Genomic DNA, 19,755 nt, shown 5'->3' with positions numbered 1-19,755 from the left:
CCCATGAAACTACGGGTAAAAGGTGTTGTGGCGGCCTGCATGCTGGCACTGTTGCAGTTTACGGCGACAGGCCAGGTGCTGCATTTCAACACAACCGAAGTAGAACTGAATAACCAGCCCGTGAAAGTGAGGCGCCTGCTGCAGGACAGGCAGGGATTTGTGTGGCTGGGCACCTCCGAAGGTTTGCTGCGCTATACTGCCACAGGTTTTCAGCAGGTGGGGTTGCCGGGAGAAGCCGGTAAAAACTCTATAGTTTCGGCGGTTTACGAAGATGCGGAAAACCAACTATGGGTTGGATTTGAAGACGGCCTGCTTGCCCGTGTAAATGGCTCAGAACTTAAACCTGTCATCCGGAACGGGAAACAGATCAACAGCCCTATTGCTGCAATTCTCCAGGCCAAAAATAAGGATCTGTGGGTAGCGACCTATGGGCAGGGGCTTTATGTTGGCAAAGGCAATCGGTTTTACCACATTGGCACCAAACAAGGGCTGCCCGACGACTATACCTATAGTTTAGCAGAAGATAACCAGGGACGGGTGTGGGTTGGTACGGACCGAGGTGTTGCCATCATCAAACTTAAAAATAACAGGCCAGCTATAGAAGTGCTCGACTCCGGAAAAGGCCTGCCTGACAACATCGTAACAACTATAAGCGCGCTGCCTACCGGCCAAATGCTGATCGGGATGCAGAGTGCAGGCCTGACAAACTATAACCCTGAGACCGGGAAGTTCACTACGCCGGAGGCGAGCAAAAGCTGGAGCTATGGAAGCATCAGTCTGCTGCAACCACACCAGAACGGCACATGGGTTGGTACTGATGCCGGGCTTTACTGGCTACAGGCAGACGGCAAACGCCTGGAACCGGCAGGATTACCAAAACAGAAAGTAACCGACCTGCTAACGGACCGCGAAGGATACATCTGGGTAGCCGGTAACTCCCCGACACTGCAGCGCGCCAATACCGCCATCCGGAGCATTCCGCAACTGAAAGGGCAGACCATACACGCCGTGCTTGCTGCCCGCGACAACAGCACCTGGTTTGCCACCAACCAAGGCTTTTTCAGGAAACCGGCAGGCGCCCCTGCACAGGTATTTATGAACGGCCGCGATAAATTCCAGATAGTGAGCCTGTACGAAGATAAATGGGGCTACATCTGGCTGGGCACCATGGGCCAGGGTGTACTCCGCCTGAACCCCGAAACCGGTAACTATAAGCAATTAACTATAACCGATGGCCTTGTAAACGAGAACGTGCTGAGCATTACCGGCAAAGGCAACGAACTATGGCTTGCCACTTTAGGCGGCGTATCGAAATGTACCATAAACGGAGCAGGACACACGGATGGGCTGAACTATAGTTTCCGGAACTTTACGCAGCAGGACGGGCTGGGCATCAACTACATCTACCAGGCGTTTATAGACTCCCGCAACAGGGTGTGGTTTGCGACCGATGGCAAAGGGCTGACGATGCTGCAAAATGGTAAATTCACCAATTTTTCTGAAAAAGATGGCCTGCTAAGCCGCACTGTTTACTCTATTACCGAAGACCGGAAAGGCAACATCTGGTTAAGTACGCTCAACAAAGGCGTGTATAAATACGATGGCCGCACCTTCCGGAACTATAGTTTAAAAGACGGGCTGCACGACCTGAACATAACCGGGATAGCGGCTGATGGAAAAGGGAATATATTGCTGTTGAACAGGCAGGGGCTGGATGTGCTGCAGCCAGAGCAAAACACGGTTCGCTTTTATGGCAGAGCAGCCGGCATACAGGAACCGGACCCCAACCTGAATGTAATAAGCACCGGACCTGACGGGCGCATCTGGCTGGGCACACAGAACGGGTTGCTCTGCTACGATCCGGCTTTTGCGGCTGCACAGCACGAGGCTACCACACGACTGCAGGATGTACAGGTTTTCTTTAAATCGGTGCAGGGGCAACGCATTTTCGACCACGACAGCAACCACCTTACGTTTAACTATACCGGGCTGTGGTATCAGAACCCCGAGGATATTACCTATAGCGTAAAATTAAACGGCTACGACCGCAGCTGGACCGAGTCCCGGAACCACAGCATTACCTACCCGAACCTGCCACCGGGCAAGTATCGTTTCCAGGTAGTGTCTTCGGCCACGTCGCAATTCCCCTATGCCAATGCTGTGGATTATGCGTTTGAAATCCGGCCTCCTTTCTGGCGTACCTACTGGTTCTATGGTTTAACTTTTCTGGCGGCCGCCTCCGGGTTGTATCTGTTTGTAAAAGGCCGTGAAAAGCGCCTGCGCGAGGCAAACCGGCAGGAAAAAGACAAGGTCATGTTCCAGTTCGAGACCCTGAAAAGCCAGGTAAATCCGCATTTCCTGTTCAATAGTTTTAATACGCTTATTTCTACTATAGAAGAAGACCCTGAGGCTGCCGTGGTGTATGTCGAAAAGCTGTCGGATTTTTTCAGGGTGATGCTGACCCTGCGCGAAAAGGACCTGATACCACTGCAGGAAGAACTGGACCTGCTGCGCGATTACGTGTACCTGCAACAGCAGCGCTACCGCGATAACCTGGAAGTAACTATAGCTGTGCCCGAAGCATCGCTGCAGAAACAGATTGCCCCGCTTACGCTGCAGTTGCTGCTCGAAAATGCCATTAAGCACAACATCATTTCCAAATCCCGGCCTTTACAGGTACAGGTGTTTGAGCAGGATGATTTTATAGTGATGCAGAACAACTTTCAGCCTAAACAGAACCCGGTGTTATCAACTAACATAGGCTTGCAGAACATACGCAAACGCTACCATTTATTGGGTGCACAGAAGATGGTAGTCACACAGACCGATACTCATTTTATAGTTAAAATACCTTTAATTTAACCGCTACGAAATGGATGTACTGATCATTGAAGACGAAGCGGCAGCGGCCGGTCGTATCAGTAAAATGCTGCAACAGCTCGATCCCACTGTGCGCGTGCTGGAAGTTACCGACAGCATCGAAAGTACCCTCGGGTGGCTCGGCAAACATCCGCACCCCGACCTGATCCTGTCCGATATTCACCTGGCAGATGGGTCGAGCTTTGAGATTTTCCGGCAAACGATCGTAGAAGCGCCTGTTATTTTCACTACTGCCTATGACCAGTACGCCATCGATGCTTTTAAACTGAACAGCATTGATTACCTGCTGAAACCTGTGAAATTGCAGGAACTGGCGCAGAGCCTGGAGAAGTACAGGAAATTGAACCAAAAGCGCGTGGCGCCGGCCGTGGATTATAGTATGCTGTTGCAGGCGCTGCAGCCCCAGGCAAAACCCGCCTTCCAGAAGCGCCTGGTCATAAAATTCGGCCAGCATCTGAAGACAGTGGAAATAGCCGATGCTGCTTATTTCTACACGCAGGAGCGAATCACGCAGGTCTGTACTTTTGATGGGAAACGCCTGCCCATTGACCAGAACCTGGATGAAGTGGAAGAGATCCTGGACCCGGCGCAGTTTTTTCGCATCAACCGGCAATTCATCATCAATATCAAAGCCATTGATGCCATGTATAGTTATTCCAAAGCTCGTGTAAAAATAGAGTTGCAACCAGCGTTCCCGTACGAAACAATCGTCAGCACCGAGCGTGCCGGGGCGTTTAAGCAATGGTTAATAGGGAAATAGTTTTTTCTGGAATTGAGGTTAGATGATGGGTTAAATGTGCTATAGTAAGTGTTGTCATGTAGAGGATTCTTGAGATGTGAGTGGAAAAGAGGTAGTGTAGCTGTGAGGGATCTTACAGATCCGTTCTTGTCATTTCGAATGCAGTGAGAAATCTATCTCCGCTTATAGTGATGCTCAAGGGCTATAGTTCTATAGTTGACTTTGCCTACTGCTGGAACTAAGCCGTCCATTTCATAGCCACCTTTAACCCTGGGAGCTCTAAGAGCCTATAGTTTTATAGTTAGCTTTGGTGCGCTCACGGCCGCGGGGCCTCGTCTTCGGGCATCGCGCGGTGTATATTTCCTTTGCTCGTACCTCGCAATGCTTTCAGCACCGGAAATCTACAAGGCGCTCAACCCAAAGACTGATATCAGTTCGATAGCTAAACTATTGTTATAGTTGGTGCGGTTGCTCTTCGCTGAAGCAGTTCTGTTTTTCTCGTGGTTGTATTCCCGTAGGGACAGGTAAACCTGTCCTGTTCGTGGTCTGCAACTATAGAACTATAGTTTGAACTATAACAAAGTCAGAGTTCCCCTCCTTAGATAAGGAGGGGCAGGGGTGGTTGGACCATCCGTAACTATAGAACTATAGCTGCTAACTATAGCAGTAGCAGAAAAGTCCCCCTTTGAAGGGGGCAGGGGGATGACAAACGGTAACTATAGAACAATAGCCTAACAATAACTATAGCCAAAATTCCCCTCTTGAGAGGGGTAGGGGTGTGTTTGCTAACTATAAAGCTATAGCTCAAACTATAACTAAACTCCTCCCTGTCCTTAAGGGATGGCTGTGGCAGGTAAAAAGGCACTTTACTGAAAAAACGATGTAACCTCATCCCTGCAATAGCATCAAAGCAAAAGCTGGTTAAGGAGTTCGGGATACCTGTTCAGATGGTGACTTTTCGGGTTCAGTTACCAGATATACCGGTTCAGTAATATTAAATAGCATCATTTTAAAACATATCGTTATTTAGATGCAGAAACAGAAACGAAGGCATCAGGAATAAGACTTCAGGCATAGAACCAATATGAAAAAACAACACACATGGAGGCTGCTGCTGAGCATACTGCTAACGATGAGTATAGCCGGCTGCAAACACGACGTGCCTGAACCTATAGTTACTGATGAACCCACAGACCCGACTGACCCGACCGGACCGGGAAGCGGCAAATGCGACCCGAATGTGGTGTATTTTCAGCGGGATGTGTTACCGGTACTTGTCTCGAACTGCGCTATAAGTGGATGCCACGATGCTACTACCCGGCAGGATGGCGTGCAGCTGACAGATTATGCCAGTGTGATGCGCACAGCCGAAATTGAACCCGGCGACCCGGAAGACAGCGAACTATACGAAAGGATCACGGAAGATGACCCGGAAGATCGGATGCCCCTGGCTCCGCGCGCTCCGCTGTCGTCGGCGCAGATAGCCCTGATCCGGAAATGGATAGAGCAGGGAGCCAAAGACCTGACCTGTACCGATAACACAGCCTGCAATACAACCAACGTTACGTTCTCCGGAACTATAAAACCGATTTTCAGCAAGTACTGCACTGGCTGCCACAGCGGGGCGGCACCAACCGGCGGCATCAACCTGACGATCTACGACCACGCTGCCGGTGTAGCAAAGAGCGGCCGACTGGTAGGGGCTGTAACGCATGCGGCTGGCTTCGAACCGATGCCACAGGGCGGCGCCAAACTACCAGCCTGCGAAATAAACCAGATAAAAGCATGGGTAGATGCCGGTGCTCCGAACAACTAAAAAATAACAGCGCCATGAAACGCTTCAGCATAGTTTACAACCTCCCTATGGCAGCCCGGCTGCTAACCCTTATGGCTTTGCCCTTCACCCTGCAAAGCTGTTATTACGACGTGGAAGAAGAGCTTTACCAGAATGTGCCTTGTGTAACCGGGAACGTAACCTTCAGCCAGCACATACAACCCATTTTTCAGCGCAACTGTGTGGTGTGCCATACCGGAGCAGCCGGAAACGGTGGGGTAGACCTGGCCTCTTATGCAGGGGCATCGGTGGTGGCAAAAAATGGCAGACTGGTTGGGGCGGTATCGCATGTCAGCGGATTTACACCTATGCCGCAGGGTGCCTCCAAACTTCCTGAATGTACTATAAACCAGATTAAAGCCTGGGTAGAAGCCGGAGCGCCAAATAACTGATCGTATGAAAAAATATATTGTCATAGCTTTTATTGCAGTTGGTCTGATAGCTATAGTTGGGCTGGTGCTCTACAACAAGCCGCACCGCAACACCGCCACAGCCAAATCTGATTTTGCCGTAGAAGCACCCGCATTGCTGCAGGAATTCACCTCCGACGAAGCAGCTGCCAACCAGAAATACCTGGATAAAGTGGTAGCCGTGAAAGGAAAAGTAAACGCTATTGCCCCGGACGAGGAAGGTAACATCAACCTGACACTGGACGCGAACGATGCCATGGCCGGCGTGATCTGCACGATACCCAAAGCAGATGCCGAAACTGCTGCCGGCATAAAGGCAGGCGATGAAGTAACCGTGAAAGGTGTGTGCACCGGTGTGCTGATGGACGTGGTACTGATCCGGTGTGTGGTGGAGAAAGGCACTTAATCATAAACTATAAATCCAGTTAAAACCTATATGAAAAAGATCATTTTAAACACCCTGCTGCTGGTTTTAGTGGCAAATGCTGTGCAGGCCCAGGATAAGTTCTTTACCAAGACAGGTAAGATATCTTTCTTCTCATCTACCCCGATGGAAGATATTGAAGCGCACAACAAAACCACAACCAGCGTGATCGATACAAAGTCCGGTAAAATGGAGTTTGCCGTGCTCATGAAAGCGTTCCAGTTTGAGAAAGCGCTGATGGAAGAGCATTTCAACGAGAATTATGTGGAGTCGGCGAAGTACCCGAAAGCCAGTTTTTCAGGCGCTATAACTAACCTGAGTGCGGTGGATTTTAAAAAGGACGGCACTTATAAAGTAACTGTAAAAGGCAACCTGACCATGCACGGTGTAACCAAACCTGTGGAAGTGCCCGGAACTATAGTTGTGAAAAATGGCGCGATACAGGCAGCCTCTACGTTCAGTGTAGCTCCCGAGGATTTTAACATTACGATACCAAACCTGGTGCGCGAGAAAATTGCAAAACAGATAAAGGTAACGATAGATATGAACTACGAGCCGCTTAAAAGCTAACATACAACCTATACTTCACCAGGCAGCTTCATCACCCTGAGCTGCCTGCTTTTTTGCTCTGTTATGAAAAAGCTTAGATATGTCCTGCTGTTGTTGTGTTTGCTGGCCTGTACATCGGGCTACGCGCAGGACGACCTGTTGTCGTTGCTCGAAGAAGAGGAAGAGACCACCGAATATGCCAAAGCCAGCTTTAAGACCACGCGTGTTATAAACGGGCACTCGCTGGAGAACGTGGCCGGCGGCGTGATGGACATGAAGATCTCGCACCGGTTCGGGATGCTGAACACAGGCGCCTATAACCTGTTCGGGCTGGACCAGGCAAGTATAAGGATCGGGTTGGACTACGGCCTGACCGACCGGCTGATGATTGGAGCGGGCCGCAGCTCGCACAACAAGGTATACGATGGCTTTGTGAAATATAAGGTGCTGCGGCAGAGTTCCGGCAAAAAAACAATGCCGATATCGCTGGCTGTACTCTCGGGAGTGTATCTGAAAACGATTGAGTGGCAGCAGCCGGAGCGAGAAAATTACTTCAGCTCCAGGTTGGAATATACGCACCAGCTTATAGTGGGCCGTAAGTTCAGCGAGAGTACTACAGTGCAGTTTATGCCAACTATAGTTCACCGCAACTTAGTGGCTACCGGAGATGATACGCACGATGTGATCCTGATCGGAGCAGCTGCCCGGCAGAAACTGACCAAACGGGTTGCCATTAACGCCGAGTATTACTACGCTTTGCCCGACCAGCTCCCAACCGACAGGCAGAATTCCCTGGCCATTGGCTTTGATATTGAGACAGGCGGCCACGTTTTCCAACTGCATTTTACCAACTCTACGTCCATGATAGAGCCCGGCTTTTTAACTGAAACGATAGGAGACTGGAGCAAAGGCGATATACACTTCGGCTTCAACGTATCGCGGGTGTTTACTATCAGGAAACCGAAGAAATCAGAAAGCTGATTATAGTTAGAAAGTTAAAAAAGTATAAGTTAGAAAGTTGCAGAGACACTATATCTTGTGACTAAAGGTACAGAGAATACATAGTGTTGTTGTTTGTGTTTTCCGGAGAAGGCTGTCAGTTGATGGCCTTCTTTGGTTTATAGTTTATACTATACGCTGCCCTCGCTCGCGTCCCGCGAGTGTGAGTTACCAATGGCCTCTGGCCGCTATAGTTTGTTATTAAAATCTACTACCAGCTAATTAATAGATATTTCAAAGTGGCGTGACGCCACACGTAGCTTACACTCGCGGGACGCGAGCGAAGGCTAAAGTTGCGAACTCTTCACCTCTCAAACCCCGAAGCACTCAACTCTCTAACTCCTAAACTTTTTAACTTCCAAACTTTCTAGCTTCTCCCGAACCATAAAAAGAAAAGGGCTGCCAGTTTTGGCAGCCCTTTTCTTTTTATAGTTCGGGAGCTTAGGCCCCAACTTCTGCTAATACTTGTTTTACTTTTTCAGCAGCTTCTTTTAAAGCTACAGCAGAGTAAACTTTCAGGCCAGACTCGTCGATGATGCGGGCACCTTCTTCAGCGTTTGTACCTTGCAGACGAACGATGATCGGAACACGGATGTCACCAATGTTCTTGTAAGCTTCTACCACACCATTAGCAACACGGTCGCAACGAACGATACCACCAAAGATGTTGATCAGGATCGCTTTTACGTTCGGGTCTTTCAGGATAATGCGGAAACCAGCTTCAACTGTCTGTGCGTTTGCTCCACCCCCTACGTCCAGGAAGTTAGCAGGCTCGCCGCCAGAAAGTTTGATGATATCCATAGTTGCCATAGCCAGACCAGCGCCGTTTACCATACAGCCAACGTTACCATCCAGCTTCACATAGTTCAGGTTAGAGGCACTTGCTTCCACTTCCAACGGATCTTCTTCCGACGTATCGCGCAGGGCAGCCAGGTCTTTGTGACGGAACAGGGCGTTATCGTCTAAGTCAACTTTCGCATCTACGGCCAGGATCTTGTTGTCCGACGTTTTCAGCACAGGGTTGATCTCGAACATAGAAGAGTCAGTCTCTACGTACGCTCTGTACAGGTTAGTGATGAATTTCACCATTTCCTTGAACGCTTCGCCCTGCAGGCCAAACGCAAAGGCAATTTTATTTGCCTGGAACGGACGCAGGCCTACAGCCGGGTCGATCCACTCTTTAATGATCTTCTCAGGAGTTTTCTCAGCAACTTCTTCAATGTCCATACCACCTTCTGTAGATGCCATGATCACGTTCTGGCCCTTGGCACGGTCCAGCAGAATGCTCAGGTAAAACTCTTTCGGATCAGACTCGCCAGGGTAATATACATCCTGCGCTACCAGTACTTTCTGTACCAGTTTGCCTTCCGGGCCGGTCTGGTGCGTTACCAGCGTCATGCCTAAGATCTGATCTGCAAGATCTCTCACCTGCTCCAGGTTCTTAGCCAGTTTCACGCCACCGCCTTTACCACGGCCACCCGCATGTATCTGTGCTTTAATTACATGCCAGCCGGTACCGGTTTCTTCGGTCAGCTTCATGGCAGCTTTAACAGCCTGGTCCGGCGTTTCAGCCACGATGCCCTCTTGTATGCGTACGCCGTAGCTCTTTAAAATGTCTTTAGCCTGATATTCGTGTATGTTCATGCTTTCAGTTTTAATGGACGCACGAAAGTACGCCTTTATCCCTTTAAATTCAAGTAATGGATTTTTAAAATATTACACCCTTTCTGTTCCGGATACTGTGCTTACGGCTATTGAATTAAGACGGGTGTAACGCAGGGCAACAGTATAGTTTGGTTACGAGTAAACTATAGCTGAACCTACAACCGCAGGCCAGTTATGACGAACATCTACACCTTTGCAAAACGGGCTGCCGTAGCCGCTTTTATTGTGCTTCTGATCGGGGCGGGGCTATTCCTGCTGGTAATGCAGTTCTACTTTTTTCTGCTGGTTTTTGCGGGCATTTTACTGGCGGTGCTGTTCTCGGGTATGGCCCAGTGGCTCAGCAGTAAGTTGCCGCTGAAAAGAGGATGGAGCCTGTTGTTAGCTGTCCTGATCTTTTTCGGGTTGCTGGTGGGGGCCTTTCTGTGGGTGGGGCCAACTATAGCCGAGCAGGGAAAACAGATACGGGAAACCTTGCCGCAATCATTAGGCGAGGTGGAGCAATGGCTGCAGCAATACAGCTGGGGCGAAAAGGTAGCCGACAAATTACCGGAAGACCTGAGTAAGCTGATGCCCAAAACCAGCTCCCTGTTCTCTAAAGTGACCGGCGCAGTTACCACTACCCTGGGCATACTCGCCGACCTGCTTGTCGTGATCATTACTGCACTGTTCTTTGCCTCAAACCCCGAACTATACACCGTTGGTTTTACCAAGCTTTTCCCGCCACGGCACCGCACCCGCGTGCTGGCTGTACTGCACGAGTGCTACCATACGCTTAAGTTATGGTTACTGGCCATGCTGTCGGCTATGGCTATTATAGGTGTGTCTTCGGCAATCGGCTATAGTTTGATCGGGTTGCCTATGGCTTTTGCGCTGGCCCTGATTGCCTTTTTACTCGCCTTTGTGCCTAACATCGGCCCCTGGTTGGCGGGCATCCCGGCCGTGCTGGTCGGTCTTACCCAAGGCTCGCAGATGGCGCTGTATGTGATACTGGTCTATGGCGGCATCCAGATGATCGAAACGTATCTCATCACACCCATCATTTTTCAGAAGACCGTAGCACTGCCCCCGGCGCTGTTGCTGTTTTTCCAGGTGCTGTTAGGCTTGCTGCAGGGTGGCCTGGGCCTGTTGCTGGCGGCACCCATACTGGCCGTGCTGATGGTACTGGTAAAAGAACTATACATAAAAGATGTGCTTGAAAAAGACGATGCCGCTACCGGAAAGTGGGTAAAGGCCGGGAGCGCCGGCAACCCGGAAAGCAAAACCTAAAGCCGGACGGCTGATATTGTGCAAAAAACGGGTCCCCTAATCCCGCAAAAATTTGTAGCTTTGGACCTGTTAGTCATCCTTTTTCATAACTATAGTTTATTCAGCGTGCTGCAGGTATCCAACGTCCATAAAAAATACGGTTCTCTTGAGGTTCTGAAAGGTATCAACCTGACCATTGGTACAGGCGAAGTGGTATCTATAGTTGGGGCATCCGGGGCGGGTAAAAGTACGCTGCTGCATATACTGGGCACGTTGGATGGCGCTGACTCCGGCGAAGTACTGTTTGATGGGAATAACATTGCCAGGCTGAATGCTACTGAACTGGCCAGGTTCCGCAACCGCCACATCGGGTTTATTTTCCAGTTCCACAATCTGCTGCCCGAGTTTACCGCTGTAGAGAATGTCTGCCTGCCGGGCTTTCTGGCTGGCCGCAACGAGAAAGAAGTGACCGAGCGTGCCAAAGAGCTGCTGGCCATGCTGAACCTGTCGCACCGGCTTAACCACAAGCCTTCCGAAATGTCGGGAGGGGAGCAGCAGCGCACGGCAGTGGCAAGAGCCCTCATCAACTCGCCGCGTATTATTTTTGCCGATGAGCCCAGCGGTAACCTCGACTCCAAGAACGCCCAGGAACTGCACGACATCTTCTTCAGACTCCGCGACGAATTCAACCAGACCTTCGTGATCGTGACACACAACGAGCAGTTAGCTTCTATGGCCGACCGCACCCTGGTCATGAAAGACGGCCAGATCGTGCAGGAAGTGCTTTCTGAAGGCTGAGTTTTTGATGGTTAAATTATTGATTGTTAAATTGTTGTATAGTTATAGTTGAAGACGCCATATGTTGCGTCTTATCCGGCTCCGGTAGCTGACCGGTACCGCGCAGTGTATGCGAGTCTCCAGACTCGCTTGGCTATAGCTGCAAAATACTGCCAAACTATACTTGAGCCTATCGCTCCATAGCGGAGACACAACATATCGGGTCTGTACAAATCCTTCTCTTCCCAACTTCCTAAACGCTTTAATTCCCAAACGCTTAAACTATAAATCCTCCCTAACTACAACTCTCTTTTCGTCGTAAATACTCTTTACCCTTTTCTCTTTTAGCCGGCATCAGCACAGCTTTAGCAGAGTTGCTAAAAATTTTGGAAAAATATTTATAACTGGCTTATAATCAGTTAAATAAAATTAAATTTTCTGATAGTTTTTTGCACCATTTCTGTAGCAGCTGTGTTTACTTATTGTACTTAAACAAACGAGAGCTAATAGAGATGAATCAACCAAGTAAAGAACTAAAAGTACAGAAGCCTAAGGTCGAGAGCTATGATATTTCGAAGTCGGATGAGACACTGCATCTGGCTGTAGACCTGGCGAAGTTCATTAAAGAGAACAGACTATATCAGAACATACAAGGCAAAGAGTATGTGAACGTGGAAGGCTGGCAATACGCCGGTTCGCGCTTAGGTATATTGCCGGTAGTAGAGCATGTGGTAAACATCAGTACCGATGACGAAATAAAATACCAGGCAAAAGTAAACCTGCTGGATATGCGTAGCCAGTTAGTGGTTGGTGCAGGTTTTGCGATCTGCTCTAACAAGGAACAGGGCAAGAAATATTACCAGGAGTTTGCAATTGCCTCTATGGCGCAGACACGTGCCATTGGTAAGGCTTACCGTAATATTCTGGCCTGGATCATCAGGGCGGCTGGTTACGAGCCAACCCCGGCTGAGGAAATGGACTATAGCGGCAACGACACAGCAGGAGCAAAACAGGCAGTACCTACCGAGAAAAAAGCAACCATGCGTGCCGCCGAAGCAGCTGCCACAGCCGATAAGCAGGTGGCCGAAGAACCGGCAGGTAGCGTACGTTATGCTTCTGCCAAGCAGAAAGAAGAGATCATCCGACTGCTGAACTACCCGGTCATTACGCGCCAGGAAAAGACGAAGATGTTGCTGAACATTAACCGTTTTGACGAGGAGCGTGCTGCACAGGCCATTGAGAAGCTGAAAAAAGTGATAGAAGAACGCGAGGATGGGCAGTCTGCTGCTGCTTAAACTATAGTTTCTTTTAAAAACATAGCTAAAAAACCTGGCTAATTACAGCCAGGTTTTTGTTTGTCTCGTTTAATATTTAGATTCGTCTAAATTGATTTATTAGCTTGCTCTAAATTTTGTAACTAAACAGATACCTTATGCAACCTGTCTTTACTCAAACTATAGTTCTGAAAGTACTACTTCTATCGCTTGTAGCCTTGTTGCTTATCTCATCCGATGGGTTTGGGCAAAACAGGGATGCAAAACCTGAGCAGCCGCCCTTAGAAACAGACCGCCCTGATCAGGCTGATGCCGCTGCTATAGTACCAGCCCGAACGCTGCAACTGGAAACAGGTCTGTACTTCGAGAAAGACAGAGCAGAGAACACGACCCTGCACTATACAGCATACCCCACCGCCTTGCTCCGTGCCGGCATCCTGGACTGGCTGGAGTTACGTGTGGAGGCTACGTACCAGCAACTTAACATAGAAGCAGACCAGGAGCAACGGCTAAAAGAGAAAGGGTTCGGGCCGCTGACCGTAGGAACCAAGATAAAACTATGGGAAGAGCAGGGGCTGCGTCCGCAGGCAGCCTTTATGACCATGGTGGATCTGCCTGTAGGAGATAAAACTTTCTCGCCGGAGAACCCGGAACCACACCTGCGTCTGCTGCTTAAAAACTCCCTGACCGATAAACTGGATCTGAACTATAACCTGGCATATGGCTGGCAGGATGGCGACCCGCTGAAAAGTTATGCTGTTAGCCTTGGCGCAGCCCTGAGTGATAAGGTTACAGTTTATGGCGAAGTGTTCGGGGAAAAGCAGAAAGGGGAGAAGGCAAGCCATTCTGCTGATGCCGGTATCCTGTTTTTGATAAGCCCGACGCTGCAGGTAGACGCTGGCGCAGGCATTGCCCTGAACAAGTACGCGCCGGATTACTTTGTAACGACTGGTGTTAGCATCCGTGTGCCGCGGTAACTATAGTTTCTGCAGCCTGCCATCGGGGCTATAGTTTACCTGGCCGGTATCTACCAGTTCGCGCAGCAGGTTAGTTATAGTTGCGTGGTCTTTGGCCGTAAATTGCTGTACCAGTTCTTTGGGCAGGTAAGGTTTCTGTTGCAGCAGTTCCAGAAGTTGCGCCCGGAAAGCCTGTAGTTCTTCTGCTTCGCGTTGCTTTTTACGCTGGGCCAGGCAGTAATCACAGATGCGGCAGCTTTTATCGCTTATCTCGTTAAAGTAAGCCAGCAGGAGTTGGGTACGGCAGCGGTTGGTATTCTCTACATAACGGCCCATTTCGGTTACCTGGTGCAGGGCACGGCTGCGCAGCTCTTCCAGTTTCTTATGGTTCAGAGGCAGGTTCAGGGCATCCTGGCGGGCTTGTGTAAAAACCAGTTGCGGAGCATCGTGTTGTGGTTCGTAAACTATAACCTGTAGTTTGTGCAGGTACTGCAACTTGCGCCTGATCTCCTGTTCCGGTTTGCTCAGCTGCTCGGCCAGTTTGCGTTCAGATATTTTTACAAAGTTGGTGAAAGCTTCGCCGCCGTACATGCGCAGCACCATACGCAGCAGGGCATCGTGTTCCGGGTTCATCACCTGAAATTCGTACAAAGCCGTGTTGTTTAACTGTATGAATAGCCGAGACGGACTATAGTAGCCTTCGTTTAGTTGCAGGTAGCCTTCGCCCTCCAGCCGTTTTATGGCATGGTGCACTTCCAGTTGTTTAAGCTTGTACTGCTTGGCAAAATCGACCAGGTCAAAATCAAAACTGCTCATGGCGCCGCTGCCCACGGCCAGCTGGTAATAATTGGCGAGGCACTGGTATACACGCCTGATCAGTTCCAGCGGTGGGTGGGCTTCCTCCACTTTTTTGTGCAGATCGGCCACATCACTCGGGCCATACAGGATAACCGCGTAACTATATTTTTCGTCGCGGCCGGCACGGCCTGCTTCCTGGTAATAGGCTTCCAGGCTTTCGGGCAGGTCCAGGTGCACTACCAGGCGCACATCCGGTTTGTCAATTCCCATCCCGAAGGCATTGGTCGCTACCATCACCCGCACTTTATCGTCTATCCATAGTTGCTGGGCAGCGCTGCGTTCTTCAAACTTTAAGCCGGCATGGTAAGCTGCCGCCGAAATGCGCCTGCTTTGCAGAAATTTAGCCAGCTCCATAGTTTGTCTGCGGCTGCGCACATAAACTATAGTTTGCCCCTGCATGCGCTGCAAAATCTCCAGCAGTCGGGTAACCTTGTCTTCGGTGTAAAGGCAGGAGTAAGACAGGTTGGCGCGGGCAAAGCTCTTTACAAATACATTCGGCTTTTTAAAGAGTAACTTTTCCTGTATGTCCTGGCGCACCTGTTCGGTGGCAGTGGCTGTTAGGGCCAGTACGGGTACGCCGGGCAACAGCTCGCGCAGGGCAGCTAACTGCAGGTAAGGCGGCCTGAAATCGTAACCCCACTGCGAGATACAGTGTGCCTCGTCCACAGCCAGCAAGTTCACCTTCATCCGTTTTACCCGCTCCTGGAAAATATCGGTCAGCAAACGTTCCGGCGACAGGTACAGAAACTTAGTATTGCCATACACGCAGTTATCCAGCGCAATATCTATTTCACGGCGACTCATGCCCGAGTAAATGGCAACGGCCGGTATGCCGCGTTTCTTCAGTTGCTCCACCTGGTCCTTCATCAGGGCAATAAGCGGCGTAACAACCACGCAAATACCATCCAGCGCCATGGCCGGTACCTGAAAGCAGATCGATTTGCCACCACCGGTAGGCAGCAGCGCCAGGGTATCCTGGCCATCCAGCACAGAGCGCACAATATCTTCCTGCAACGGCCTGAATTGGTCGTAGCCCCAGTAGGTTTTAAGAATGTGGTGGATATCCTGCACGGGTAGCAAATTTGGCAACGAAGATACTAAATAATCAACCTGTATCAGCAGCCTGACTTCCGGGTATGCTTTTAGGTAACATAAGACAGGCGCATTAATGCGTATAAAAGAGTAGTATTTTATTAGAGATTTTTAATATTGTTTTGTGATATATTAATAAAAACTGGAGTTTAATGGTCATTAAAAAGTGTGCGCTGGCCCATCTAAACCATGTTTCTACTAAAATAATTAATAATGGCTGTGTGCCATTTATAGAATGCGTATAACATTTTACAGAATACGATTTAATACTTATTGCAAGTATTAAACTTTTTAATAAACGGCTATATGGCTATGAGAGTGATTTTGGAAGCACGCATTCGGGAAGAATCTGTGAACGAAGCCAAAGCGTTCTTTCAGAAAGTCATTCCGGGGGCCAGGCACTATGAAGGCTGTCTGTACAGTGATCTTTTTCAGAATGAAAATGAGCCGACAGCACTGCTGATGGTGGAAGACTGGGAATCGCAGGACCACCATAAAAAGTACCTGGCATGGTGCACAAAATCAGGAATGCTGCATGAGTTGGTGGGGTTCCTGTCGGGGCCGCCCAGCCTCAGGTACTTCCATACAGTGAGCATATAGTTGGGGTAGGAACATAGCCGGCTGGCTGAGATGTGAATATGTAAGATAAACTTCCTTTGAGGTAGAGGGCAAAGGGAGCTGACGGGTACAACCATTGGATAACAGTGGTTGTACCTTGTTTTTAATTACCGGCCGTTTACGATCTATCAAGTACCAGCACCAGGTGCTGTGTGGCAGGCGCAAAGCCCTGTTGTTGCCAGAACGCGAGTGCAGCCTGATTTTTAACAGATACCTGCAACTCAATATGGTCGGCGCCATTATCATGTAACCAGTTGCGGGCCGCTTCAAAAAGCTCTTTACCAATTCCCTTGCCACGCTGGGTGCTTTTAACTATAGTTTCGGCAATGTATCCTTTCCGGCTTAGCTCAAAACCAACTATAGTTTTCCGGATCTGGCAAATGATCATACCTACCCACTCGCCATCCTGTTCATAGGCAAATACCTGAGTGCCTTTTTCTTTTATCCGGCTCAGCAGTTCAGCTTTCAGGGCCTGTTGTTGGTTAGGCCTACACTTAAAAATCTTGTGGTAGTGCTGGTGCTGTTGCATCAGTTCCAGCCAAAGCGGAAACAGCTCATCTATATCATCCGGGGTGGCTTCTACAATCATGGTCTTAAAAGTACTTTTTCAGATCGGATGGGGCATTCAGGTTTAGATCATAGCGGGGCACGTTTCCAAACCCATAAGCGGCATAAACAAACGGCGTTCCTGCTTTGGCGCTTGCTTCGTAGTCTCCGTTTGTATCGCCCACATAAACGGGGTGTTGCAGGTTATTTCTGCTGATAATATCTTTCAGGTTGTCGCCTTTGGGGTTGCCCGTTCGGCCGGAACATTCATGGTCGCTGAACAAACAGCCAAGCTTTGTAAAGTCGTAAAATGCTTCGATGTAGCCGTCCTGGCAATTGCTGACTATAAAGAGTTTATACTTACCATGCAGATACTCTAGCGCATCCTTCATGCCTCCGAACAAGGTGCCACCGTACTTTTTCAGGTGCTCCATTTCCTCCCGGCCACTTATTTCCATCAGCTCTTTTTTCTGCTCATCCGTTAGGTCCGGGAACAGTTTGTTATAGATCAGGTCGTGCTGCATACCGGCTACATTCCGGATGTCATCCTGAGTTATCTCCTGAATGTCGAAATCTATTTGTTTGCGGGCTGCACGCCAGGCACGGGCCACTGTTTCGGTAGCATCCCAAAGCGTGCCGTCCAGGTCAAAAATCAGGCTGTCGGTTTTTTCTAACATAAGCTTACTTACTTGGTTTCCGGATCAGGATAAATAAAGGTTACTTCGTAAATTTTCCCTTCGCGAATCCGGTAAACGGCAATGGCTTCTATACGTGGCTTATTCTTATCGGTCTGCACGCGTTCGTGGTCTATCACCACATTCCCGGAAACTATTCGGTTTACCAGCTCGCAATGCAGGTCCGGCGTTTCAGCAAACTTCTGGCCGTAGCATTTGCGCATTTCTTCTTTTCCCTGGTAGCTGAGCAAGCCTGGTTGGCGGTAAACTTTTACATCATCGGTATAAGCCGTCAGAAAAGTTTCGATGTCGCGGTTGTTGTAAGCAAGTAGCTGCACAGTGGCAGGAGCTTCAGTGCCAGTGGTTTTAGGCGTTACCTGAGCGAGGGAAGTATGCATAGCCATATAAAGAACTATAGTTAGCAAGTAGAATTTCATGCCCGAACTTAGGTAATTTTCTGTAAATCCTGATGCTGCAGCCCGCGTATACGCCACTTATGTTAGAAGAACTGATCATCCGCACGCTTTGCGACACCCTGTCGGCCACACCCGCCGATGCCCTGTTTTTATTTGGACAGACTGAAGATAACCAGGAAGCCGCTTTTGCCGCTGCAAAATTTTTGTTACAGAAGAAGTATACTACCCGAGTACTGTTTTTAGGCACCGAAGCCATGAGCGGCTACCCGGGCGGCGCCAGCTGGAAACAGGCCATGATGAATGCAGGCATACCAGAAGAAGCCATGGAGTTGATAATGCCTGTACCAGCCAATACCGACATGCTGCACACTGGTATAGAAGCCAACTCCATGGTGAAGCACGCAAAGGAGCGCAACTATAGTTCCGTCATCGTGACAGCAGCACCTTTTCAGCAACCCCGTGCTTTTATGGCCGCCGCAACTGCAGCTTTGCGTCTGTACCCGGAACTAAAAGTGTATAGTTTGCCAGGAAAACCACTGCCGTGGCAGGAAGTAGCCGTACACTCCCAAGGCAGAGCCGAAAGCACCCGCGCGGGTTTAATTGCCGGAGAAATGAAACGGATAGAGAAGTATAGTAAGCAGGGAGATTTAGCTACTGTAGAAGAGGTGTTGGGGTATTTGAATAACAGGGATAGTTAAGGAGCGTATACCATTCGTCATGTCGAGCGCTAGTCGAGACATCTTATGTGTCTTATAGTTTGATAGTATATCCTGCTATAGTTTGTAAAGACCTAGCGGCGTGCGCAGCTCCTGCTAGTGTCTGATACTATAGTTGAAGCTAATTGCAACTGGAACCAAGCCGTTCCTTTCATAGCCACTATTCATCCTGGGAGCTTTACTTACCTATCGTTTTATAGTCAGCTTGGCTCCCTCCTGGGCCGGGAGGCCCCGTCTTCGGGCATCGCGCGGTGCCAGCTTCCTGCGCTCCTGACGTCGCGCTGCCGATCGGCACCGGAACCTGCCAAGGCGCTCAACCCAAAGACTGTGATCTTTCGATAGCCACCTTCATCTATATTTTGTATCTATTAAGCTTCGACTTTTCTCGTGGTTATAGCTCCTTGGGGCAGGCTGCGCCTGCCTGTTCAGGGACTGTAACTATAAACTAAAGCTGGAGCTACACTAAGGGCAGAAATTGTCCACTTGAGGACAAGTGAGAACGAGAGTTCGAAACTTGCGAGCATAGCTCATAGGGGTGTCAAATGTCAACTATAGAACTTATTCCAAACTATAGCAATAGCAGAAATTCCCCTCCTGGGAGGGGTTGGGGTGGGTTAACTGGTAACTATAAAACATTAACTCCAACTATAAAACCATAGCCTGATCCTGTTAATCAGAAAAATCCCTGGAATCACCGGTCATTGTCTTCATAAAATTCGATCAGCGAGCCGAAGTAAACGGTATCCCAGCCCTCAACTATATCATCATAATCCTGGTCGGGGATGTTGGTGTGGCGTAGCTCGGCGGAGGTGCCGTATTTGTGCGGGTGAAGTTTTATAGTTACAACAGAGGGCTCTTCCTGCTCGCCGAAGTACCATTGCTGCACCAGTTTCTTACCTTCCTCAAATTCCAGGTTTTTGCCAACTATACTGCCTTCAAACAGCGAGAATTCGGAACCGGGTTCGGTGCTCATTTCAGCCTCTTCGCCGGTCCAGGCCTGCAGGGTGAGCGGGTTGGTGAGAGCGGCATATACCAGTTCGGGCTCGGCCGGAATAATGTAATATTTCTTATAGTCTTTCATGC

The 19,755-nt window shown here is 49.4% G+C and carries 19 protein-coding genes; 13 read left to right on the top strand and 6 right to left on the bottom strand.

The genetic code is table 11. The features are described 5' to 3' along the window. Positions 1 to 3 precede the first annotated feature (3 nt). The 7 genes from H7F15_RS07110 (at position 4) to H7F15_RS07080 (ending at position 7,817) form a co-directional block, all read left to right on the top strand. The gene (locus H7F15_RS07110; protein ID WP_185196263.1) at positions 4 to 2,862 is read left to right on the top strand and encodes a two-component regulator propeller domain-containing protein; all 2,859 of its coding nucleotides are present in this window, start codon (positions 4 to 6) and stop codon (positions 2,860 to 2,862) included. A gap of 10 nt (positions 2,863 to 2,872) precedes the next feature. Continuing rightward, positions 2,873 to 3,640, top strand: coding sequence for a LytTR family DNA-binding domain-containing protein (locus H7F15_RS07105; protein ID WP_185196262.1), 768 nt, complete (start codon positions 2,873 to 2,875; stop codon positions 3,638 to 3,640). A gap of 1,063 nt (positions 3,641 to 4,703) precedes the next feature. After that, positions 4,704 to 5,435 (top strand): c-type cytochrome domain-containing protein, encoded by a 732-nt coding sequence (locus H7F15_RS07100; protein WP_185196261.1) that lies wholly within the window; start codon positions 4,704 to 4,706, stop codon positions 5,433 to 5,435. A 14-nt stretch (positions 5,436 to 5,449) separates the two neighbouring features. Next, on the top strand, positions 5,450 to 5,845 hold the full coding sequence (locus H7F15_RS07095; protein ID WP_185196260.1) for a cytochrome c: 396 nt from the start codon (positions 5,450 to 5,452) through the stop codon (positions 5,843 to 5,845). A gap of 4 nt (positions 5,846 to 5,849) precedes the next feature. Continuing rightward, complete coding sequence (locus tag H7F15_RS07090; RefSeq protein ID WP_185196259.1) at positions 5,850 to 6,269, top strand: hypothetical protein; 420 nt, start codon at positions 5,850 to 5,852, stop codon at positions 6,267 to 6,269. 30 nt (positions 6,270 to 6,299) lie between these two features. Next, positions 6,300 to 6,857, top strand: a complete 558-nt coding sequence (locus tag H7F15_RS07085) for a YceI family protein (RefSeq protein ID WP_185196258.1) — start codon at positions 6,300 to 6,302, stop codon at positions 6,855 to 6,857. A gap of 63 nt (positions 6,858 to 6,920) precedes the next feature. Continuing rightward, on the top strand, positions 6,921 to 7,817 hold the full coding sequence (locus tag H7F15_RS07080) for a DUF5777 family beta-barrel protein (RefSeq protein ID WP_185196257.1): 897 nt from the start codon (positions 6,921 to 6,923) through the stop codon (positions 7,815 to 7,817). A 459-nt stretch (positions 7,818 to 8,276) separates the two neighbouring features. Here H7F15_RS07080 and sucC read toward each other — a convergent pair whose 3' ends face one another. Further along, a complete protein-coding gene (gene sucC, locus H7F15_RS07075; RefSeq protein ID WP_185196256.1) occupies positions 8,277 to 9,479 on the bottom strand; it encodes an ADP-forming succinate--CoA ligase subunit beta in 1,203 nt (400 codons plus the stop codon). A 195-nt stretch (positions 9,480 to 9,674) separates the two neighbouring features. Here sucC and H7F15_RS07070 point away from each other — a divergent pair, with 195 nt between their 5' ends. The 4 genes from H7F15_RS07070 to H7F15_RS07055 all read left to right on the top strand — a co-directional run bounded on the left by H7F15_RS07070 (position 9,675) and on the right by H7F15_RS07055 (position 13,773). Next, complete coding sequence (locus H7F15_RS07070) at positions 9,675 to 10,766, top strand: AI-2E family transporter (protein WP_185196255.1); 1,092 nt, start codon at positions 9,675 to 9,677, stop codon at positions 10,764 to 10,766. A 105-nt stretch (positions 10,767 to 10,871) separates the two neighbouring features. After that, positions 10,872 to 11,543 carry an ABC transporter ATP-binding protein gene (locus tag H7F15_RS07065; protein ID WP_185196314.1) on the top strand — a complete coding sequence of 224 codons (672 nt, stop codon included), beginning with the start codon at positions 10,872 to 10,874 and terminating at the stop codon, positions 11,541 to 11,543. Between the two features lie 491 nt (positions 11,544 to 12,034). Then, entirely contained in the window at positions 12,035 to 12,817 is a 783-nt protein-coding gene (locus H7F15_RS07060) for a hypothetical protein (RefSeq protein WP_185196254.1), read from the top strand. 137 nt (positions 12,818 to 12,954) lie between these two features. Beyond that, complete coding sequence (locus tag H7F15_RS07055; protein WP_185196253.1) at positions 12,955 to 13,773, top strand: transporter; 819 nt, start codon at positions 12,955 to 12,957, stop codon at positions 13,771 to 13,773. On the opposite strand, the gene H7F15_RS07050 is transcribed toward H7F15_RS07055, so the two are convergent. Further along, the gene (locus H7F15_RS07050) at positions 13,774 to 15,681 is read right to left on the bottom strand and encodes an ATP-dependent DNA helicase RecQ (RefSeq protein WP_185196313.1); all 1,908 of its coding nucleotides are present in this window, start codon (positions 15,679 to 15,681) and stop codon (positions 13,774 to 13,776) included. It abuts the gene before it with no gap. A 333-nt stretch (positions 15,682 to 16,014) separates the two neighbouring features. Here H7F15_RS07050 and H7F15_RS07045 point away from each other — a divergent pair, with 333 nt between their 5' ends. Next, positions 16,015 to 16,302 (top strand): putative quinol monooxygenase, encoded by a 288-nt coding sequence (locus tag H7F15_RS07045; RefSeq protein WP_185196252.1) that lies wholly within the window; start codon positions 16,015 to 16,017, stop codon positions 16,300 to 16,302. A gap of 136 nt (positions 16,303 to 16,438) precedes the next feature. Here H7F15_RS07045 and H7F15_RS07040 read toward each other — a convergent pair whose 3' ends face one another. From H7F15_RS07040 to H7F15_RS07030, 3 genes are read right to left on the bottom strand one after another with little or no spacing between them, the layout of a single operon-like run. Beyond that, on the bottom strand, positions 16,439 to 16,909 hold the full coding sequence (locus tag H7F15_RS07040) for a GNAT family N-acetyltransferase (RefSeq protein ID WP_185196251.1): 471 nt from the start codon (positions 16,907 to 16,909) through the stop codon (positions 16,439 to 16,441). A gap of 4 nt (positions 16,910 to 16,913) precedes the next feature. Next, on the bottom strand, positions 16,914 to 17,543 hold the full coding sequence (locus H7F15_RS07035; RefSeq protein ID WP_185196250.1) for an HAD family hydrolase: 630 nt from the start codon (positions 17,541 to 17,543) through the stop codon (positions 16,914 to 16,916). Between the two features lie 8 nt (positions 17,544 to 17,551). Beyond that, a complete protein-coding gene (locus H7F15_RS07030) occupies positions 17,552 to 17,977 on the bottom strand; it encodes a nuclear transport factor 2 family protein (protein ID WP_185196249.1) in 426 nt (141 codons plus the stop codon). A 59-nt stretch (positions 17,978 to 18,036) separates the two neighbouring features. Between H7F15_RS07030 and H7F15_RS07025 the strand changes: the two genes are divergently transcribed. Next, positions 18,037 to 18,654 (top strand): YdcF family protein, encoded by a 618-nt coding sequence (locus H7F15_RS07025; RefSeq protein WP_185196248.1) that lies wholly within the window; start codon positions 18,037 to 18,039, stop codon positions 18,652 to 18,654. Positions 18,655 to 19,363: 709 nt separating this feature from the next. Here the strand turns inward: H7F15_RS07025 and H7F15_RS07020 are convergent. Further along, positions 19,364 to 19,753: an SRPBCC domain-containing protein gene (locus H7F15_RS07020; RefSeq protein ID WP_185196247.1), complete on the bottom strand. Its 390-nt coding sequence runs from the start codon at positions 19,751 to 19,753 to the stop codon at positions 19,364 to 19,366. Positions 19,754 to 19,755 lie beyond the last annotated feature (2 nt).

The sequence above is a fragment of the Pontibacter sp. Tf4 genome, from assembly GCF_014212495.1.
Lineage (GTDB): Bacteria > Bacteroidota > Bacteroidia > Cytophagales > Hymenobacteraceae > Pontibacter.
Note: the sequence above shows the minus strand (reverse complement) of the source record. Positions and strands in the feature narration are given on the sequence as shown.